General features: G+C 36.5%; 18 protein-coding genes and 2 tRNA genes. 13 read left to right on the top strand and 7 right to left on the bottom strand.

Features of this window, described 5'->3' with window-relative positions:
* Positions 1–43: 43 nt before the first annotated feature.
* The gene (locus tag WFH39_RS09745; protein WP_235132172.1) at positions 44–787 is read left to right on the top strand and encodes a LytR/AlgR family response regulator transcription factor; all 744 of its coding nucleotides are present in this window, start codon (positions 44–46) and stop codon (positions 785–787) included.
* Between the two features lie 62 nt (positions 788–849).
* On the opposite strand, the gene WFH39_RS09750 is transcribed toward WFH39_RS09745, so the two are convergent.
* Positions 850–1,746 carry a hypothetical protein gene (locus tag WFH39_RS09750; protein ID WP_336689758.1) on the bottom strand — a complete coding sequence of 299 codons (897 nt, stop codon included), beginning with the start codon at positions 1,744–1,746 and terminating at the stop codon, positions 850–852.
* 112 nt (positions 1,747–1,858) lie between these two features.
* Here WFH39_RS09750 and WFH39_RS09755 point away from each other — a divergent pair, with 112 nt between their 5' ends.
* Entirely contained in the window at positions 1,859–2,620 is a 762-nt protein-coding gene (locus tag WFH39_RS09755) for a glycine-rich domain-containing protein (RefSeq protein ID WP_336689759.1), read from the top strand.
* 16 nt (positions 2,621–2,636) lie between these two features.
* Positions 2,637–2,987: a hypothetical protein gene (locus WFH39_RS09760; protein ID WP_336689760.1), complete on the top strand. Its 351-nt coding sequence runs from the start codon at positions 2,637–2,639 to the stop codon at positions 2,985–2,987.
* A 71-nt stretch (positions 2,988–3,058) separates the two neighbouring features.
* Here WFH39_RS09760 and mnmA read toward each other — a convergent pair whose 3' ends face one another.
* On the bottom strand, positions 3,059–4,246 hold the full coding sequence (gene mnmA / locus WFH39_RS09765) for a tRNA 2-thiouridine(34) synthase MnmA (protein WP_336689761.1): 1,188 nt from the start codon (positions 4,244–4,246) through the stop codon (positions 3,059–3,061).
* Between the two features lie 117 nt (positions 4,247–4,363).
* On the opposite strand from mnmA, the gene WFH39_RS09770 reads away from it, so the two are divergent.
* A complete protein-coding gene (locus tag WFH39_RS09770) occupies positions 4,364–4,891 on the top strand; it encodes a hypothetical protein (protein WP_336689762.1) in 528 nt (175 codons plus the stop codon).
* Here WFH39_RS09770 and WFH39_RS09775 read toward each other — a convergent pair.
* Both WFH39_RS09775 and WFH39_RS09780 read right to left on the bottom strand, forming a co-directional pair.
* The gene (locus WFH39_RS09775; protein ID WP_336689763.1) at positions 4,888–5,838 is read right to left on the bottom strand and encodes a Gfo/Idh/MocA family protein; all 951 of its coding nucleotides are present in this window, start codon (positions 5,836–5,838) and stop codon (positions 4,888–4,890) included. The genes WFH39_RS09770 and WFH39_RS09775 overlap by 4 nt on opposite strands.
* 128 nt (positions 5,839–5,966) lie before the next feature.
* Positions 5,967–8,504, bottom strand: coding sequence for an ATP-dependent Clp protease ATP-binding subunit (locus WFH39_RS09780; protein ID WP_214587758.1), 2,538 nt, complete (start codon positions 8,502–8,504; stop codon positions 5,967–5,969).
* Positions 8,505–8,656: 152 nt separating this feature from the next.
* On the opposite strand from WFH39_RS09780, the gene WFH39_RS09785 reads away from it, so the two are divergent.
* From WFH39_RS09785 to WFH39_RS09800, 4 genes are all read left to right on the top strand, one after another.
* On the top strand, positions 8,657–8,881 hold the full coding sequence (locus WFH39_RS09785) for a uroporphyrinogen decarboxylase (protein ID WP_336689764.1): 225 nt from the start codon (positions 8,657–8,659) through the stop codon (positions 8,879–8,881).
* Positions 8,881–9,975, top strand: coding sequence for a glycosyltransferase (locus WFH39_RS09790; RefSeq protein ID WP_336689765.1), 1,095 nt, complete (start codon positions 8,881–8,883; stop codon positions 9,973–9,975). The genes WFH39_RS09785 and WFH39_RS09790 overlap by 1 nt, the downstream gene beginning before the upstream one ends.
* A gap of 271 nt (positions 9,976–10,246) precedes the next feature.
* Positions 10,247–10,666 (top strand): SufE family protein, encoded by a 420-nt coding sequence (locus WFH39_RS09795; RefSeq protein WP_087706747.1) that lies wholly within the window; start codon positions 10,247–10,249, stop codon positions 10,664–10,666.
* A 3-nt stretch (positions 10,667–10,669) separates the two neighbouring features.
* Complete coding sequence (locus WFH39_RS09800) at positions 10,670–11,638, top strand: glycosyltransferase family 9 protein (protein ID WP_336689766.1); 969 nt, start codon at positions 10,670–10,672, stop codon at positions 11,636–11,638.
* A 74-nt stretch (positions 11,639–11,712) separates the two neighbouring features.
* On the opposite strand, the gene WFH39_RS09805 is transcribed toward WFH39_RS09800, so the two are convergent.
* From WFH39_RS09805 to WFH39_RS09815, 3 genes are all read right to left on the bottom strand, one after another.
* A tRNA-Val gene (locus tag WFH39_RS09805) sits at positions 11,713–11,787 on the bottom strand.
* 33 nt (positions 11,788–11,820) lie between these two features.
* Positions 11,821–11,895 (bottom strand) — tRNA-Val (locus WFH39_RS09810).
* Positions 11,896–11,939: 44 nt separating this feature from the next.
* On the bottom strand, positions 11,940–13,184 hold the full coding sequence (locus WFH39_RS09815; protein WP_336689767.1) for a bifunctional folylpolyglutamate synthase/dihydrofolate synthase: 1,245 nt from the start codon (positions 13,182–13,184) through the stop codon (positions 11,940–11,942).
* 92 nt (positions 13,185–13,276) lie between these two features.
* On the opposite strand from WFH39_RS09815, the gene WFH39_RS09820 reads away from it, so the two are divergent.
* From WFH39_RS09820 to WFH39_RS09840, 5 genes are read left to right on the top strand one after another with little or no spacing between them, the layout of a single operon-like run.
* Positions 13,277–14,617, top strand: coding sequence for a TolC family protein (locus WFH39_RS09820; protein ID WP_336689768.1), 1,341 nt, complete (start codon positions 13,277–13,279; stop codon positions 14,615–14,617).
* Between the two features lies 1 nt (position 14,618).
* Entirely contained in the window at positions 14,619–15,209 is a 591-nt protein-coding gene (locus WFH39_RS09825; protein ID WP_214587741.1) for a SprT-like domain-containing protein, read from the top strand.
* A 2-nt stretch (positions 15,210–15,211) separates the two neighbouring features.
* Positions 15,212–16,297, top strand: a complete 1,086-nt coding sequence (locus tag WFH39_RS09830; protein WP_336689769.1) for a mannose-1-phosphate guanylyltransferase — start codon at positions 15,212–15,214, stop codon at positions 16,295–16,297.
* 31 nt (positions 16,298–16,328) lie between these two features.
* Positions 16,329–17,006 (top strand): hypothetical protein, encoded by a 678-nt coding sequence (locus WFH39_RS09835; protein ID WP_336689770.1) that lies wholly within the window; start codon positions 16,329–16,331, stop codon positions 17,004–17,006.
* Positions 16,963–17,508 carry a GNAT family N-acetyltransferase gene (locus tag WFH39_RS09840; protein ID WP_336689771.1) on the top strand — a complete coding sequence of 182 codons (546 nt, stop codon included), beginning with the start codon at positions 16,963–16,965 and terminating at the stop codon, positions 17,506–17,508. Before WFH39_RS09835 ends, WFH39_RS09840 begins: the two co-directional genes overlap by 44 nt.
* Positions 17,509–17,523: the final 15 nt, after the last annotated feature.

The following is a 17,523-nucleotide window of genomic DNA, read 5'->3' on the forward strand; positions in this document are numbered from 1 at the left end:
GATTACTTTTATTTCGAAATTATAAAACTAAAACAGGAACTCAATGATCAAGACTGTTATTATCGAAGACGAAAAACCCGCTTCAAGAAAACTGGAAAGAATGCTTAACGAATTTCCTGAAATAGAGATCGTTGCGAAAATAGAATCCGTAGAAGAAGGAGTACAGTGGTTTTCGGAAAATGAACATCCGCAGCTCATCTTTTCAGATATTGTTCTGGGAGACGGTCTGTCTTTCGATATTTTTGAAAAAGTTCCGACAAAAGGATTTATCATTTACACGACAGCTTTTGATCAGTACACTCTGAAAGCATTCAAACTGAACAGCATCGATTATCTTCTGAAGCCGATTTTAGATGAAGATCTTGCCGGAGCAATTGAGAAATTCAAATCATTTATTCCTTCAGATAATTCCGTCAATTCACAGGAAATTAAAGAATTAATTAAAAAAGAAAAAAGTACGCTTTCCAGAATTCTGGTGAAGATAGGCTATAATCTGAAAATTGTACAGACACATGAAGTAAGCTGCTTTTTCAGCGAAAATAAAATTGTTTACTTGCAGACTCAGGAAAGAACGTATCCTTCGGATTTCACACTGGACGAATTGGAAGAAGTGCTGGATGAAAAGAAATTTTTCCGTGTAAACCGGCAGTTTATCATCAATTCAGATTATATTAAAAACATCCACACTTCGCCTAATTACAAAGTTGAACTTGAATTTCAGCCACAGGAAGAAATTACCGTAAGCCGCGACCGCGTAAAAGATTTTAAAGACTGGTTGGTAAGTTAAAACCCAAAACAAAAAACTTTAAACCTAAAAACTCAAATCTATCAACCATCAACTATGGTCAACTACCTGTAATCAATACGGTTAGATTCCGTGTCTTCAAGCTGTTTGATAATTGATTTCGGGATTTCATCGCTGTCGATCGGGAAACTGATGGAGTCTGAAATAAAAGTTTTGCGGTCTGCTTTCTGAAAGATTTCAAACAGGGCAATCGGTTCCTGATTAAAACTGATACATGTACTTATAAAATGCAACTCATGGAGCTTATACTCTGGATTTTTCAGCTTTTCCTTGATATCTTTTATTCTTGAAATAAAATGACGCTGGCGGATGAACGTGTTGCTGTTCATGATGATAAAGACATAATCGGAATAGGCCGTTATTTTTCCAAAATATTTATGACGGTCGCCGCCGCTTCTTTCGACGAAATATTCTCCGGACGTTTCGGATTTGTAGATTTCCGTCGCAGAACGCCAGATCCTGTCTTCTTTCGCCTGTAAAGGATTTTCCGGAAGATTTCGGTTGTAGGAATACCAACAGCCGACAAGACGATCCAGCAAAGCGGTGTTTGGCTTTACATTATTCATATCAATCCTCAGATCGTTAAAATTGAATGATTCTGTGTTGGAATTAATAAAATCGATATAACTGGAATATCCCAAAACTTTTACGATTGTGCTTAATTTAGCAAGATTAGGTTTGCTTACTGCTGCGTTTTCATTTTGATAATACTTCTTTAATTTATTGATAATCAAATGTTCATAAAGGTAATTTGAACCTAAAAGATCCGGACTTTTTTTGCTGTTTTTCTCTGAATTTTCCTGGATGATCAGGTCGTTAAGTTCTGAAACAATATAAGACCATTCGGTTTTGGATACATCTTCCCAGTGATGTTTTTTCAGGAAATGCAACGCCAGAAAATTCATTAGTTTTTCTATGTGTAGTATATCTTCTTTTTTCATCTTTCAATTTATAAGACTAATATAAGATAATTTTAAAACCAAATGAGACTGTTGCAAGACTTTTATATCTCAACATCCAACGATATTTGAGTAGAAATTAAAAGTTAAAACAATGGAAACAAAAATGGTATTACAAAATGATCCTCTCTGGAATAGGCTTCAGGAATTCTCATTGGATGAATGTGCTGCCGATTTTCCTTTCTCAAAGAAACTGGCGAAAGAAGAAAACTGGACAGAAACATTTACCCGAAAAGCGATTGATGAATACAAAAAATTCGTTTATCTCTGCTGCAAACTTCCAAGTGGTGCTTCGCCGAGCGAAATTATAGACAAAGTATGGCATATGCATCTCATTTACACGCAAAACTACTGGGAAGAATTCTGTCCCGAAGTATTGCAGCAGAAACTGCATCATCAACCATCACAAGGCGGAGAAAGCGAAAATGAAAAACATAAAAGCTGGTTTGCGGAAACTTTAGAAAATTATGAGAAAATATTTGAGCAGGAACCGCCGAAAGATATCTGGAAACCGGTTCAAATTCCTTCAAAAAAGAGAAAAATATCGCCTTTTGTTAAAATTTGTCTTCTTTTAAGCAGTGCTTTTGTAATTTATTCCTGCACAAAAAAAAGTAGTGAAGGTTTTAGTATCTTCTTCAGTTTAATTTTCTTCTTCATCATTATTGTAGTGATTATAAAAGCATTCAGCAAAAGTAACGGACCGAATAAAGATAATAAAGATAACGGAAGCGACGGCGGCTTTTTTTACACCTGCGGAAGCGACAGTTCTCACGGTGACGGAGGTTCCGGTTGCGGCAGTTCCTGCGGAAGCAGTTGTGGAAGCGGATGCGGTGGTTGCGGAGGTGGAGGAGATTAACCGAAATAGAATACACATGAAAAAAATCCTTATCCACACAATTCCGGTGCTCATAAGTCTGATCTGGCTTATTGCAACCAACCATACTTTAGATCCGATTTCTTTGAAAGGACACTATTTTCTCAAATTCTATTTCATTCTCGTCCTTGGATTTTATGCCTCTGTTTTTGCGCTGAAATTTTTTGGAGAAACCATTTCAAGAACAACTTTTTACTTCCTGATTTCTATATTTCTATTGGGAGTTGTAAAATTAGCCAAAGGAATTTTCTTAGGAAAACCAATCGGTTATTTAATGATGATTTTAATATTGGAAATTATTGTATCTGTGTTCGTTAATTTATTCTATGTAAACCATAAAATGAAATAGAAATTGATGATTTTCAAACAAAAACCCCGAAACAAAAATGCTTCGGGATTATTATTTAGATAAGATTTATTTTAGGAAATAACTCCGCTTCCGATCAGCTCTTCGCCGATGTACCACGATGCAAACTGCCCTTCTGCAATGGCAGACTGCGATTCTTCAAATTCCACATAGAATCCTTCTTCAAACTGGTGTAAAGTTGCCTTCTGCAATGGCTGTCTGTATCTGAATCTTGCCATTACTTCCATCGATTCTCCGTTTTTCAGTCTTAGATCTTCGCGAACCCAATGCAGTTCAGAATTGTCAATTTTTAAGGCTTTTTTTAGCAGTCCCGGAAACTGATGTCCTTCTCCCACGAAAAGAATATTGTTTTCCATATCTCTGGAGATGATAAAACAGCTTTCTTTGTGTCCGCCGATTCCAAGTCCTTTGCTTTGTCCGATCGTGAAAAACTGAGCTCCCTGATGTTTTCCGATAACTTTACCATCTGTTTTTTTGTAATTGATTTTTCGGCTGAGGTATTCTAATTCTTCCTGTTTTGATGAAAATTCAGGCGTTTTTTCAGCAAAAAGGGGAGAATCTTTGAAAATTTCCACGATTTCACCTTCTTTCGGAACCAATTGCTGCTGTAAAAACTGTGGTAAACTTACTTTTCCGATAAAACACAATCCCTGAGAATCTTTTTTGTCTGCCGTTACCAAGCCGATTTCTTTGGCAATTTCTCTAACCTGAGGTTTTGTAAGTTCCCCAATCGGAAATAATGCTTTAGAAAGCTGATCCTGACTTAGCTGACATAAGAAGTAGGACTGATCTTTATTGTTATCTTTTCCGGCAAGTAAATGGAAAATTTCCTTTCCGTTTTCATCGATCGTTGAATCTACTCTTGCGTAATGTCCGGTTGCGACTTTATCTGCACCCAGAGACATTGCCGTCTTCATAAAAACATCGAACTTTACTTCTCTGTTGCAAAGAACATCAGGATTCGGAGTTCTTCCTTTCTGATATTCGTCGAACATATAATCTACGATTCTTTCCTTGTACAGATCGCTCATATCGATCACCTGAAACGGAATTCCAAGCTTTTGAGCCACCATTAAGGCATCATTGCTGTCCTCGATCCACGGACATTCATCTTCCAGCGTTACCGAAGCATCGTTCCAGTTTCTCATAAACAAAGCCACCACTTCATGACCTTGCTGTTGCAGCAGATACGCTGTAACACTGGAATCCACACCTCCGGATAATCCTACTACTACTTTCATGTTATTTCAATTTTACGAAACTCTTAACGGGAGTTCTTAGTTTGACGCTGCAAAAATACAATTAAAAAGATTCGCAAAAAAGTGATAATTTTAGACATCGATAAAAACAATTTAAATATGAAAAAATTGATTATTTCTTTATGTGTTTCATGTTCCGGCTTGCTGTTTTCTCAGGTTGCTGTAAATGCTTCTCCTGAAAGCAACAATCGCTGGACTTTCGGCGGCGGAATCGGCTTTGGTTTCGGAAGCAACAATTACTTTAATCTTTCAGCTGCTCCAAGAGTGGGTTACCGACTTACGGAGGATCTTGAAGGCGGAGTTTTGGGAAGTATTTCCTGGCAGAAATCAAATGCTTACAGTTCCACAATGTTTGGAGTAGGCCCTTTTCTGAATTATTATATTGCAAGAACCTTTTTTGTAAGTGCCAATTATCAGCATTATTTCATCAATTATAAAGATAAGTTCTATGATTTTAAAGCCAATGCGGATGAAGATGCCCTTTATCTTGGAGGAGGTTATATGCAGAGAATCGGGAATAATTCTTATCTACAGTTAGGTTTGATGTATAATGTTTTATGGAAAGAAAATTCGAGTATTTTCTCCAGTGGTTTGGTTCCGAATATCGGATTTGTGGTGGGACTTTAGGAATAAATTTTTTCCAGAAGATCAACCAGATCTAGACCGTCTTTCAGTAGAATAGCATTGTTTTTTTCGCCTCGTAAAGATTTGAAGATTTCCAGATACATTTCCTTTAGATTTTGCTCATTGGAAGTGGATGTAATTTCAAATTTATCTGGGCAGTCAGCAATATGCTGAAAAGTAATTTCATTGAAATATTGCCCTGATATTTTAAGAGTGCCTTTTTCTGCGATAATATTGAGCGAAGTCTCCTGATTTTTTTCAAAAACAGAAGTCGTGAAATTGACGGAAACTTTTGTTCCTGTTTTACCCTGAAGAACAAGCAGGGCAGTATCTTCAATTTCCGAGATATTAAAATTTCTAAAAGAGGTTAAATCTTTGAAAAGAACAGTGAAATCGTCCTTAAAAACGTAACATAAAAGATCCAGAAGATGCGAAAACTGGGTATATAAAATGCCTCCGTCCATATTCTTTTTTCCCTTCCATGAATCTTTAATGTAATATTGCTCACCTCTGTTCCAAAAAGCGTTAAGCTGAATATTATATATCTTTCCTAGTTTTTTAGACTCTACAATTTCGCTTAGGAATAAAGTTACGGGGGAAAATCTGTTCTGCATCACCAGAAAAACATGGCTGTTATTTTGATGTGCAGCTTCTCGAAGAGCGGATGCCTGCTCCATGTTAAACACAAACGGCTTTTCAATCAGTACGTTATATCCGTTTTCTAATAATATTTTTGCATGCTGAAAATGCAGATGGTTTGGTGTTGCAACCACAACAAGATCTGTATGTAATTTTTCTTCCAGAAAATGCTCCAGAGAATGAAAGTGTGTTTTGGAGTGAGATTCTGCATGCGAATCTATTTCTGCATTAATGTGGATGTTGGGAATCTGCTCAAGAACCGCCTTATGCTTTTTTCCCATAAATCCTGTTCCTAATATAGAAATATTCATATTCTTCAATTGAGTTGTAAAAATAGTAAAAACTTAAGATTTACAAATGCTAAGAGTATGTTTAAATAAATTAAAAAAAAGCATCAGGAAGTTTCCCGATGCTTTTTTATTATGATTAAATTATTTGCTTACGATTGAGAAGACTTTTCTGCGGCAGATTTTTTTGGCTTAGAGCTTTTTCCTGCCAAACCATCTTTTGCTTCATTCAGATCAAGAACTACCGTTTCTCCTTCTGTCAATTGTTTGTTTACCAGCATTTCTGCCAATAAATCTTCAATATATTTCTGGATCGCACGTTTTAATGGTCTTGCTCCGAAATCTTTATCCCATCCTTTTTCAGAAATAAAGTCTTTTGCTTCTTCAGTCAATTCCACTTTGTATCCTAATTTTTCTAATCTTGAATACAATTTGTTCAATTCAAGATCAATGATTTTCTTAATGTCTTCTTTTTCAAGAGAATTAAAGATAACGATATCATCAATTCTGTTCAGGAATTCAGGTGAGAATGCCTTTTTAAGTGCATTTTCAATCGTGCTTCTTGCTCTGGAATCCGTTGTTGATTTTTTCGCAGAAGTTCCGAATCCGACTCCGTCTCCGAAATCTTTAAGATCTCTGGTTCCAATGTTCGAAGTAAGAATAATGATCGTATTTCTGAAATCGATCTTTCTTCCTAAACTGTCGGTTACGTGACCTTCATCTAAGATCTGCAACAGGATATTGAATACATCAGGATGCGCTTTTTCAATCTCATCCAAAAGAACCACAGCATAAGGTTTTCTTCTTACGGCTTCTGTTAATTGTCCTCCTTCCTCATATCCAACGTATCCCGGAGGCGCACCCACCAATCTTGAAACGGCAAATTTCTCCATGTATTCACTCATATCGATTCTGATTAAAGATTCATCAGATTCGAAGAGTTCTCTTGCCATTACTTTAGCCAGCTCAGTTTTACCAACTCCGGTTGTTCCTAAGAAGATAAAGGTTCCGATTGGGCGGTTTGGATCTTTAAGACCGGCTCTGTTTCTCTGGATTGCTTTCACAACTTTTTTCACCGCATCTTCCTGACCAATCACTTTTCCGTTCAGGTTTCCATCCATTCCGGCAAGTTTATCAAGCTCGTTTTTACCAACTTTCGTTACAGGAACACCGCTCATCATAGAAACTACTTCCGCCACATTCTCTTCTGTTACGGTTTCTTTTTTCTCTTTTACATCTTTGTCCCATTTATCCTGAGCAGAATTCAATTCCATCTGAAGCCTTTCTTCTTCATCTTTCAGTTTTCTCGCTTCCAGATAATCCTGCGCTTTTACTGCTTTTTGTTTTAATTCCTTGATTTCTTCGATTTTCTTTTCAAAATCTATGATTTCGGTAGGAACTTTCATGTTTTTAATATACACCCGAGATCCTGCTTCGTCCATCGCATCAATCGCTTTGTCCGGTAGGAAACGGTCTGTAATATATCTTGATGTAAGATTTACACACGCAGCAATTGCTTCAGGTGTATAAATTACATTATGGTGTTCTTCGTATTTATCTTTGATCTGATTTAAAATCTGAACGGTTTCATCAATAGAAGTAGGTTCCACCATTACTTTCTGGAATCTTCTTTCTAATGCGCCGTCTTTTTCAATATATTGACGATATTCATCTAAAGTCGTCGCTCCGATGCATTGAATTTCACCTCTTGCCAAAGCCGGTTTGAACATATTGGAAGCATCTAAGCTTCCTGTTGAACTACCCGCACCAACAATAGTGTGAAGCTCATCAATGAATAAGATTACGTCTCTGTTTTTCTCCAGTTCCGTCATGATTGCCTTCATTCTCTCTTCAAACTGACCACGGTATTTTGTTCCCGCAACTAAACTTGCAAGGTCTAAAGTGATTACGCGTTTTCCGTAAAGAACTCTGGAAACTTTTTTCTGCTGAATTCTTAAAGCCAGACCTTCTGCAATTGCAGATTTACCAACTCCGGGTTCACCGATCAGTAAAGGATTATTTTTCTTTCTTCTTGAAAGAATCTGAGAAACTCTCTCAATTTCTTTTTCACGACCGATAACAGGATCCAGTTTTCCGTCTCTCGCCAGAGAAGTTAAATCTCTACCAAAATTATCCAAAGTAGGCGTTTTGCTTTTTGCAGAACCTAAGTTTCCTGTAGGCTTTCTCATCTGCTCGAAGTCCTCCCTTTCGTCATCGTCGTCGTAAGCACTCATCTGTGGTGCCTGTCCGGAATTTTTTAACATAGTCTGATATTCTTTTGAAACTCCTTCGTAATCAATATCATAAGCTCCTAATATCGTCGAAGTAGGGTCCTCATATTTATAAAGAATGCCTAAAAGCAGATGAACGGTATTAATTTCATTGCTTTTGTATTGTCTGCATTCAAGCTCAGCACGTTTAATGGCATGATCTGCCATTTTCGTGAAAGAAATATTGGTAACCTCCTCAGAAATAGGATTAAGACTTGCTGTATTTAAAGTTTCAATTTTTCTTCTGATTTGTGTAAGATCCGCATTAAGGTTTTGAAGGATTTCTTTTGCAGAGTTTTCTGTTTTTATAATACCTAAAAGTAGATGTTCTGTATTAAGAAATTCACTCTTGAGCCTTTTAGCTTCGCTCTTGCTTTGTTTGAACACCTGGCTCAAACCTTGTGAAAACTTATAATCCATAATATATCTCATTAGAATAAAAGCAACATTGCCATTTATTCATTATCTAAATTACAAATATTTTACCAAAAAGCAATAAATGACTTTATGGCAGAAAAAATTTTATTATCTTATTGAAAATGATTAAGTTTGTCCTCCCGAAATTTTTATTCATGAATTCTGATTTTGCTACCTATATAGGATATTCTGCATCTGTTTTTATTGTATTGAGTTTCATCTTGAAAGATGTAAGAAAAATCAGGCTCGTAAATATGTTCGGCTGTATATGTTTTGTCATTTACGGAATATTTAGCGGGATGCTCTGGCCGGTAATTATTCCGAATGGACTTATCTGTTTTATTCAGATGTATTATCTAATATTTGGTAAGAAAAATTAATGAAGAAGAAAATAATAACCTCGGCATTCAGCAATCTTTATACGGATCAGAGAATAGAGAAAGTATGCAAAACCCTTTTCGACAGCGGGTATAATATAGAACTTATAGGGAATGACTGGGGAGGAAACGAAAAAATGGAGCGCCCGTATCCGTTTGAAAGAATAAAAATAAAATCTAAGACTTTAAAAACGGCGTATTTTGAGTTTAACTGGAAGCTTTATAAGGAATTAAAGAAAAAAGCTGACAAAAATACAATTCTTCATGCCAATGATATAGATGCGCTTCTGCCAAATTATCTTATTTCAAAAAAATTAAATATTCCTTTGGTTTTTGATAGTCATGAAATTTTTACGGAAATGCCTGCAATACAGAATAAGCTTTCACAAAAGGTTTGGAGGATATTGGAAAGAAACATTGTGCCCAAAATTAAATTCATGATGACAGAGAGTGAAAGCTATGCCGAATGGTTTAAGGAAAAATATAAAGTAGATCCTGTTGTTGTAAGAAATATTCCAAGAGAAATTATTTCTACTCCCGTAATTCCGGAAAATAATCCTAAAATAATTCTTTATCAGGGAGCTGTTAACCAATCCCGTGGAATTGATAAAGTCATCATTGCTATGCATTCTATTCAGAATGCCGTTCTCAAAATTGCCGGAGATGGTCCTAAAAAAAAGGAGTATGAAAATCTTGTCATAAAGGAAAAGCTTCAGGATAAAGTTGTGTTTCTTGGAAAGCTAAAGCCGGAAAATCTCAGAGAAGTGACGAAAACGGCAGATACTGGATTCAGTCTTGAAGAAAACAACGGAGTAAGCTATTATTATTCCCTTCCCAATAAAGTGTGCGATTATATACAATCCAGAGTTCCCTTGGTGATGATCAATTTCCCTGAAATGCTTCGTATAAAAAAGCAGTTTGATATAGGTGAAGTTGTTACAGATCATGATCCGGAGAAAATAGCTGCGGCTTTGAATAAAGTTCTTGAAAGGGGACGCCTAAACTATAAAACTGAGCTTGAAAAAGCGGCAAAAGTATTTTGTTGGGAAAACGAGGAAACCAAAATCTTACAGCTTTTTGAAAAAGCCTCTCTTTAGATAATTCTACTAAGTTTGTCATCCTACAAGGATCTAAGTTTGATTCTTTTGATACGGTTTATTCATTATTTTATGTTTTTTCAGAAAGACAAGTTTAGCTATGTCAAATATTTGATATTGATGACTTTAATTTTAGCCCCGATTGCCGCGACATCCTTTTTTGCATGGGAAAAGAACGGACAAAAAAGATACAGCAGAAAGCGGGAAGAGCTCCAAATAAATGAAGCATATTTTAAATTTGGCTATCTTTGCAGAAAGAAATCGGTTTACAATGACTATTAAAGAAAAACAGCAGGAAATCATCGACGAATTTGCTTTTCTTGAAGACTGGGAGCAGAAATACGAATATATTATCGATCTTGGAAAAGAGCTGAAAGGTCTTTCTGATGACAAGAAAACGGAAGAAAACCTGATCAAGGGCTGTCAGAGTAAAGTCTGGATTGATGCCGAATTTAAGGATGGAAAGCTGTTTTTTGAGGCAGATTCGGACGGAATTTTGCCGAAAGGTATTGTTTCGCTTCTGGTAAGCATTTACAGCGGTCATTCTACACAGGAAATTCTGGATTCTGATTTCGAATTTATTTCTGAAATTGGTTTGCAGGAGTTTCTTTCTCCTTCCAGAGCCAATGGTTTGATGGCCATGACAAAGCAGATTAAATTTTACGCAGTCGCATATCAGCTGAAGTCTTAATCTGTGACACGAATTTTAGCATACCGTTTTTCTGCTTTTGGAGATGTTGCGATGACAGCTCCTGTCTTCCGTGAGTTTTTAGAGCAAAATCCTGATGTGGAAATTGTAATGGTTTCCCGAAAGAATTTTGAAGCTTTATTTGCTGATATTCCGAACGTTATATTCAAAGGAGTTAACCTTGATGATTATAAAGGAGTATTCGGATTGAGACGTCTTGCCAATGAACTGATTAATGAATTTCATCCGGATCTTATTGCCAATCTTCATGATGTAATCCGCACTAAAATTCTGGATAAAATTTACAGAAGAAAAGGGCTTAAAGTATTCAAAATCAATAAAGGAAAGGAAGAAAAAGAAGACCTTACGAATGTATGGAATTTAAATAAAGTTCAGCTTAAGAAAACCGTAGAACGTTATGCGGATGTTTTTCGGGACATGGGCTTTAAGGTTGAACTTTCTCATAAATTGAGACCTATTTCTATTGAGAAATCTGGAATTGGATTTGCGCCCTTTGCACAGCATCGCGGAAAAATGCTTCCTCTTGAAAAATCTTTTGAACTGGCTAAAATTTTAGCACAAAAACAGACGATTTATTTTTTCGGAGGGGGAAAGTCTGAAGCTGAAACGCTGGAACAGTGGGAGAGAGAAATCCCGAATACCTTCAGTTTAGCCGGAAAATTAAGCCTTCAGGAAGAGTTAAATAAAATTTCGACATTAGAATTAATGATCTCCATGGATTCCGCCAATATGCATCTGGCAAGTCTTATGGGAACAAGATGTGTTTCCGTGTGGGGGCAGACTCATCCTTTTGCCGGGTTTTTAGGCTTTGGACAAAGCGAAGAAGATGTGGTTCAGGTGAAAGACCTTACCTGCAGACCTTGTTCTGTTTTTGGGGATAAAGAATGCTATCGCGGAGACTGGGCTTGTCTGGAAGAACTTCACGTGCAGAAAATAGTGGAAAAGATTTTATAAATACAGCTTCCCGGTTCCGGAAGCTTTTTTAATCAGTAGATAAAAAAATCTCCCTTGAAAAAGAGAGATTTCTGTGGGTCCTGAGGGATTCGAACCCCCGACCCTCTGGGTGTAAACCAGATGCTCTGAACCAACTGAGCTAAGAACCCGAATTTTTTTGAAAGGTTTCGTTTCCTTTTCTGTGGGTCCTGAGGGATTCGAACCCCCGACCCTCTGGGTGTAAACCAGATGCTCTGAACCAACTGAGCTAAGAACCCTCTTTATCGTTGTTTCCTCGATTAGAGTGGTGCAAATATACGACTTATTTAGAAATCTCCAAATTTTTTTCTAAAAATTCTCCCACTACAAAATTACTTCCGCCGATAAAAATCATTTCTTCATTTGTACATTCCTCTTTTGCAGAAAGATACGCCTGCTGTACGGAATCGAAAATTTTGTAAAAAATTTTCGCATCAACCAGTAAATTTTCATAATCTTTAGGGTGTCTTCCGCGATGGATGGCTGGTTTTGCAAAATAAAACTGAGAATTGTCAGGTAAAATTTTCATGACGTCATCTATTTTTTTATCATTCACAAAGCCTAAAATAATATGTTTATGCTTATTGATGGAATTTAATTGTGAAAAAACATATTCCAGACCTGCCTGATTGTGTCCTGTGTCGCAAATCGTCAATGGATTTTCTGAAAACTGGAACCATCGACCGATAAATCCTGTGTTTTGGTGAACATGAAGAAGCCCTTTTTCAATATTTTCATCGGAAATGGTGTAATTTAATTTTCTTAATTCATCAATTAAACATAAAACGACCTTAATGTTTTTCTCTTGATAATTTCCCTTTAAGTCAGATTTTAAATCTGTTTTTAGCAGGGTAGCATCAACAAAAGTTGCATTTTCTTCATCAGCTTTATTTTTAATAATATTTTTTACGGCTTCGTTTTCATCTCCGGAAATAACAGGAACTCCCGCTTTTACGATTCCTGCTTTTTCTCCTGCAATTTCTTCAATGGTATCTCCTAAAATATTCTGGTGATCCAGCTGTACATTCGTAATGGCTGAAACCAAAGGCTTAATAATATTGGTAGAATCCAGTCTGCCTCCTAAACCGACTTCTATAATCGCAAAATCTACATTATGCTGATAAAAATATTCAAAAGCCATGATCGTGGTAAATTCGAAAAAGGAAGGACGAATATTGTCAGGAAGATTTTTCAGTTTCCGGATGAAATTAAATACAAATTCCTTGTCGCAGTTTTTTCCGTTCACTTTAATTCGCTCTGTAAAATCAATGAGATGGGGAGAATTATACAGACCTACTTTATATCCCGATTCCTGCAGAACCGAAGCCAGCATATTACTGGAAGAACCTTTGCCGTTTGTTCCGCCAATGTGAATGCATTTTATCTTTTCCTGAGGATTTCCAAAAAAATCGCAAAGTTTTATAATATTGTCCAATCCCGGCTTGTAAGCTTTCTGCCCGTCTGTCTGATAATTAGGAGCCTGAACGAAAAGCCATTCTACCGCTTCCTGATACTGTTCGTTTGTCATGATACAAAATTCTCAAAAGTTTTTTAAAAAGAAATATTAAAACTGTAACTTTTTTATATTTACTTCGTCTAATAGGGAAAAATATATAGAGTATGAAAAAGGTTTTGACTATTATTTTGGGATTATCTTGTCTGGCGGTCAATGCCCAGAAAAAATGGTCTTTGAGAGAATGTGTGGATTATGCAACCAAACATAATCTTCAGGTGATCCAAAATGAATATTCGAAACAGTCTCAGGATCTGAATCTGAAAATTGCAAAGAAAAACTATCTTCCGTCTATTTCCGGTTCTGTGGGAAATACGGTGAGTTTCGGGCAGACTTCTTTCGGGACGGGAAGTTTAAGAAACGACAGATTCAGTAACAGCGCAAATCTTGGCGCAGATATTTTGGTTTATAATAACGGAAGGCTTGAAAAAACCATCAGGAAAACAGAATTTGATGTAGAAGCCAGCCAATATGATATTGAAACCATTAAAAACGATATTTCTCTTCAGATTGCACAGCAGTATTTAACAACATTATTAAATAAAGAAATTGTAAAAATTTCTCAGGCGGCTGTTGAAAACGCTCAGAAGCAATATGACAGATCAAAAATTACCACGGAGATCGGAACAACGGCACAAACGGTTTTAGCGGAAGCAGAAGCTGGACTGGCAAGAGAAAAACAAAACCTGAAAACTGCCGAAATTAATGTGGGAAGAAGTTTATTTGCTTTAGCACAGCTTTTACAGCTTCAGGAATATAAAGATTTCGATGTAGAAGATGTAAATGTTTCAGATCAACTGGCTCCTCAGCTAAAATCAGTAGATGAGGTTTTAACGACAGCTTACGAAACGCAGCCACAGGTAAAAGCTGCAGAAAGCAGAATAAAAGCCGCAGAAGCACAGACAGAAGTTTCTAAAACCGCTTTTTGGCCAACTGTTACAGCAAGTGCAGGAATAGGATCTTTCTACAATAACCTTTTAAATACAGATAATGTAGGTTCCGCTCTTTTCTATGTGAAAGAGCAGGGATTCTTTTCTCAATATAAAGATAATTTCGGACAGCAGGCAGCCCTTTCTGTTAATATCCCGATCTTCAATAAAGGAATTACAAAACTTCAGGTAGAACAGTCTAAACTGAATGAAAGTCTGGCTAAAGTAACTTTGGAACAGCAGAAACAGACCGTAAGACAGAATGTTCAGAAAGCACAGTTCGATGTGGACGCGAATTATGAAATCTATCTGTCATCACTTCAGGCTGAAAAAAGTACTAAACTTGCGCTGGAATTTGCAGATAAAAGTTATGCAGCGGGAAGATCCACGATTTATGACGTGAATGTTGCAAGAAACAATTACGCCAATGCACAGGGTTCCGTAGCGCAGGCAAAATATAATTATGTTTTCAGTCTTAAATTGTTGAATTTCTATGCCGGAATTCCCTTAAGTTTGTAACATGTCTATTCAGTCATTAGAAAAATATTTACCACAAAATACACTTCAATATTTAAAGATATGGTTTGCAGACTATTATATTCATATAAAAGTCACACGCAACAGGAATTCCAAACTGGGAGATTATCGTAAACTTCCGGATCAATCTCATGAGATTACGATTAATTCCACATTGGTTCCGCAATTATTTTTCTTTGTGTTAACCCATGAATTAGCGCATCTTATTGCTTTTGAAAAATATGGCAGAAGAATTTCTCCGCACGGAAACGAATGGAAACACACGTTCAGGCAGATGCTTTTGCAGAGTCTTGAAGTATATGAAGAAGATTTAAGACCCGTCATTGTTAAATTTTCGAAATCTCCGAAAGCCAATTTCATGGCAAGTCCGGAGCTGGTAAAATATTTTCATGCTGAAAAACAGGATGATACGCTTGTGTTTATTGAAACGCTTCAAAAAGGGGATTTCTTTATCTACCGAAATGAAAAATACCTTTTAGAAGGTCTAATTAAAAAAAACTATCTTTGTAAGAACTTGGCTACAGGAAGAAAGTATTCTTTCAAGCCTTTGGCGAGAGTAGAAAAATACACATAAGAATGTCAAAATCAAATAGATATTGCGTCATTATGGCAGGTGGAATCGGAAGCAGATTCTGGCCTATGAGTACGCAGAAATTTCCGAAACAGTTTCAGGATATTTTAGGAGTGGGACGCACCATGATCCAGCAGACCTATGACAGGATCAGCAGAATTATTCCTAATGAAAATATATTTGTTATAACGAATAAAGAGTACGTAGAGCTTTCGCATCAGCAATTGCCGGAAATTCCGCAGGAAAATATTGTGGGAGAACCTCTGCTTAAAAATACGGCTCCGTGTAATCTTTACATGGCGAATAAAATTGCAGAAGCAGATCCGGAGGCAACTATGATTGTGCTTCCTGCAGATCATTTAATTTTAAAAGAAGAAACTTTTCTGAAAAAAGCAGAACTAGCTTTTGAAATTGCTGCAAAAAACGAATATCTCGTTACGTTAGGAATTACCCCTACAAGACCCGATACAGGATATGGATACATTCAGTTTGTTAATAAGCACGATTCCGATTATTATAAAGTAAAAACCTTTACGGAAAAGCCGATTCTTGAAATTGCCAAAAGTTTTCTGGAAAGCGGCGATTTCCTTTGGAATGCAGGGATTTTTATCTGGAGCGTAAAAAGTATTCATCATGCTTTTGAAATGTATCTTCCGGAAATGACGCAGCATTTTATGGCTTGCGAATACAATGCAGACAGTGAAAAAAGCTGTATTGAACTGATTTATCCTAAAGTACAGAAAATATCCATTGATAACGGAATTTTAGAAAAAGCACAGAACGTTTATGTAATTCCCGCAGATTTAGGCTGGAGCGATCTGGGAACATGGACCTCCGTTTATGAAAATGCGGATAAAGACGAGAATCTGAATGCAGTAACCTCTAAACTGCCGATTCTTACCTACAATGCGAAAGGAAATGTAATCCGTATGAAGAATAACAATAAAGCAGTGGTTATCGACGGACTGGAAAATTATATCATTGTAGATACCGATAAAGCTCTTCTAATCTGTCCGAGAGATCATGATCAGCTCATAAAAGATTATGTTTTAGACCTTAAAAACCTGAAGAAAGGAGATAAATTCATGTAAAATAATTCCCTTTTTTCCTCGTTCTGTAATTATGATAAAATTGATAAGAAAATTCTGGGTATTCGGTTTTTTGTTTTTGGGAACATTTTCTTACGCGCAGGAAAAGAAGCATTTTTCGAACGTTTCCAGTATTTTACAAAACATCATTCCGAATGTTAAAGCCTCTTCCTGGCTGCTGATTCACAGCAGTTACGGGAAAGACCGTATTTTGAAACAGTCCGGAGCGCCAGTTGATTATGTTTCCCCAGCATCAGGATTTAATATAGGAATTGCAGAAGAGGATGAATTTTACTACATTGTCTATGTTTCGGGAGGAAAAACAGAATATGTAACAACGCTCGAAGGTCTTAAAACTTTTGTCGGAAAACCCGATGATATTCAGGATGCTGCCATTTCTGCAGCTACAGACGGATACATTATTGATGAGGAATTCAGAGATATTGCGGCGAATTATTACGAAGATAAATCCAATTATTATCTGAATTTAGGAAAACTCACTTCTACAGAATGTCCGTATCAGAAAAAACACTTTACTTTAACCATCAGTAAATCAACAGGAACAATTACGGAGGCGAAAGATAATGGTTCGTACATTGAGCTTTATAATAAAAAATGCACCAATAACCCAAGATTGCTGAAGATCGAGAAAAAAGAAGAACCCAAAGATGAGCTTAAAAAGAAACCCACAAGATCCACAAAACGGAAATAATTTTTACGAAACAGAACGTCTGATTCTTCGTCCGATGGCTTTGGAAGATGCGGAATTTATTCTGGATCTTTACAACCGTCCGAAATTCATTCAGTTCATCGGGGATCGTAATCTGAAAACCATTTCCGATGCAGAAGATTATATCAGAAACCGTTTTCTTCCTCAGATGGAAAGATTTGGCTATGGAAATTATTTAATGCTTACCAAAGAGGGAAATCATAAAATCGGAGGGATAGGAATTTTCGAAAGGGAAGGATTGGATGTTGTGGACATCGGCTTTTCGCTTTTAGATGAGTTTGAAGGAAAAGGATATGCTTATGAAGCGGCTTTAAAGATAAAATCAGTCGGAATGAAGGATTTCGGATTGAAAAAGATTTCTGCCATTACAACAAAAGACAACTTTTCTTCTCAGAAATTAATTGAAAAACTGGGGTTAAAATTCCAAAAATTCGTCACCATTCCTAACGATCCGGAGGAACTAATGTATTACGAAACAGAATAGGATAGTTTTTACTTT

This window comes from Chryseobacterium sp. MMO-72 (genome assembly GCF_037146035.1).
GTDB classification, from domain to species: Bacteria; Bacteroidota; Bacteroidia; order Flavobacteriales; family Weeksellaceae; genus Chryseobacterium; species Chryseobacterium indicum.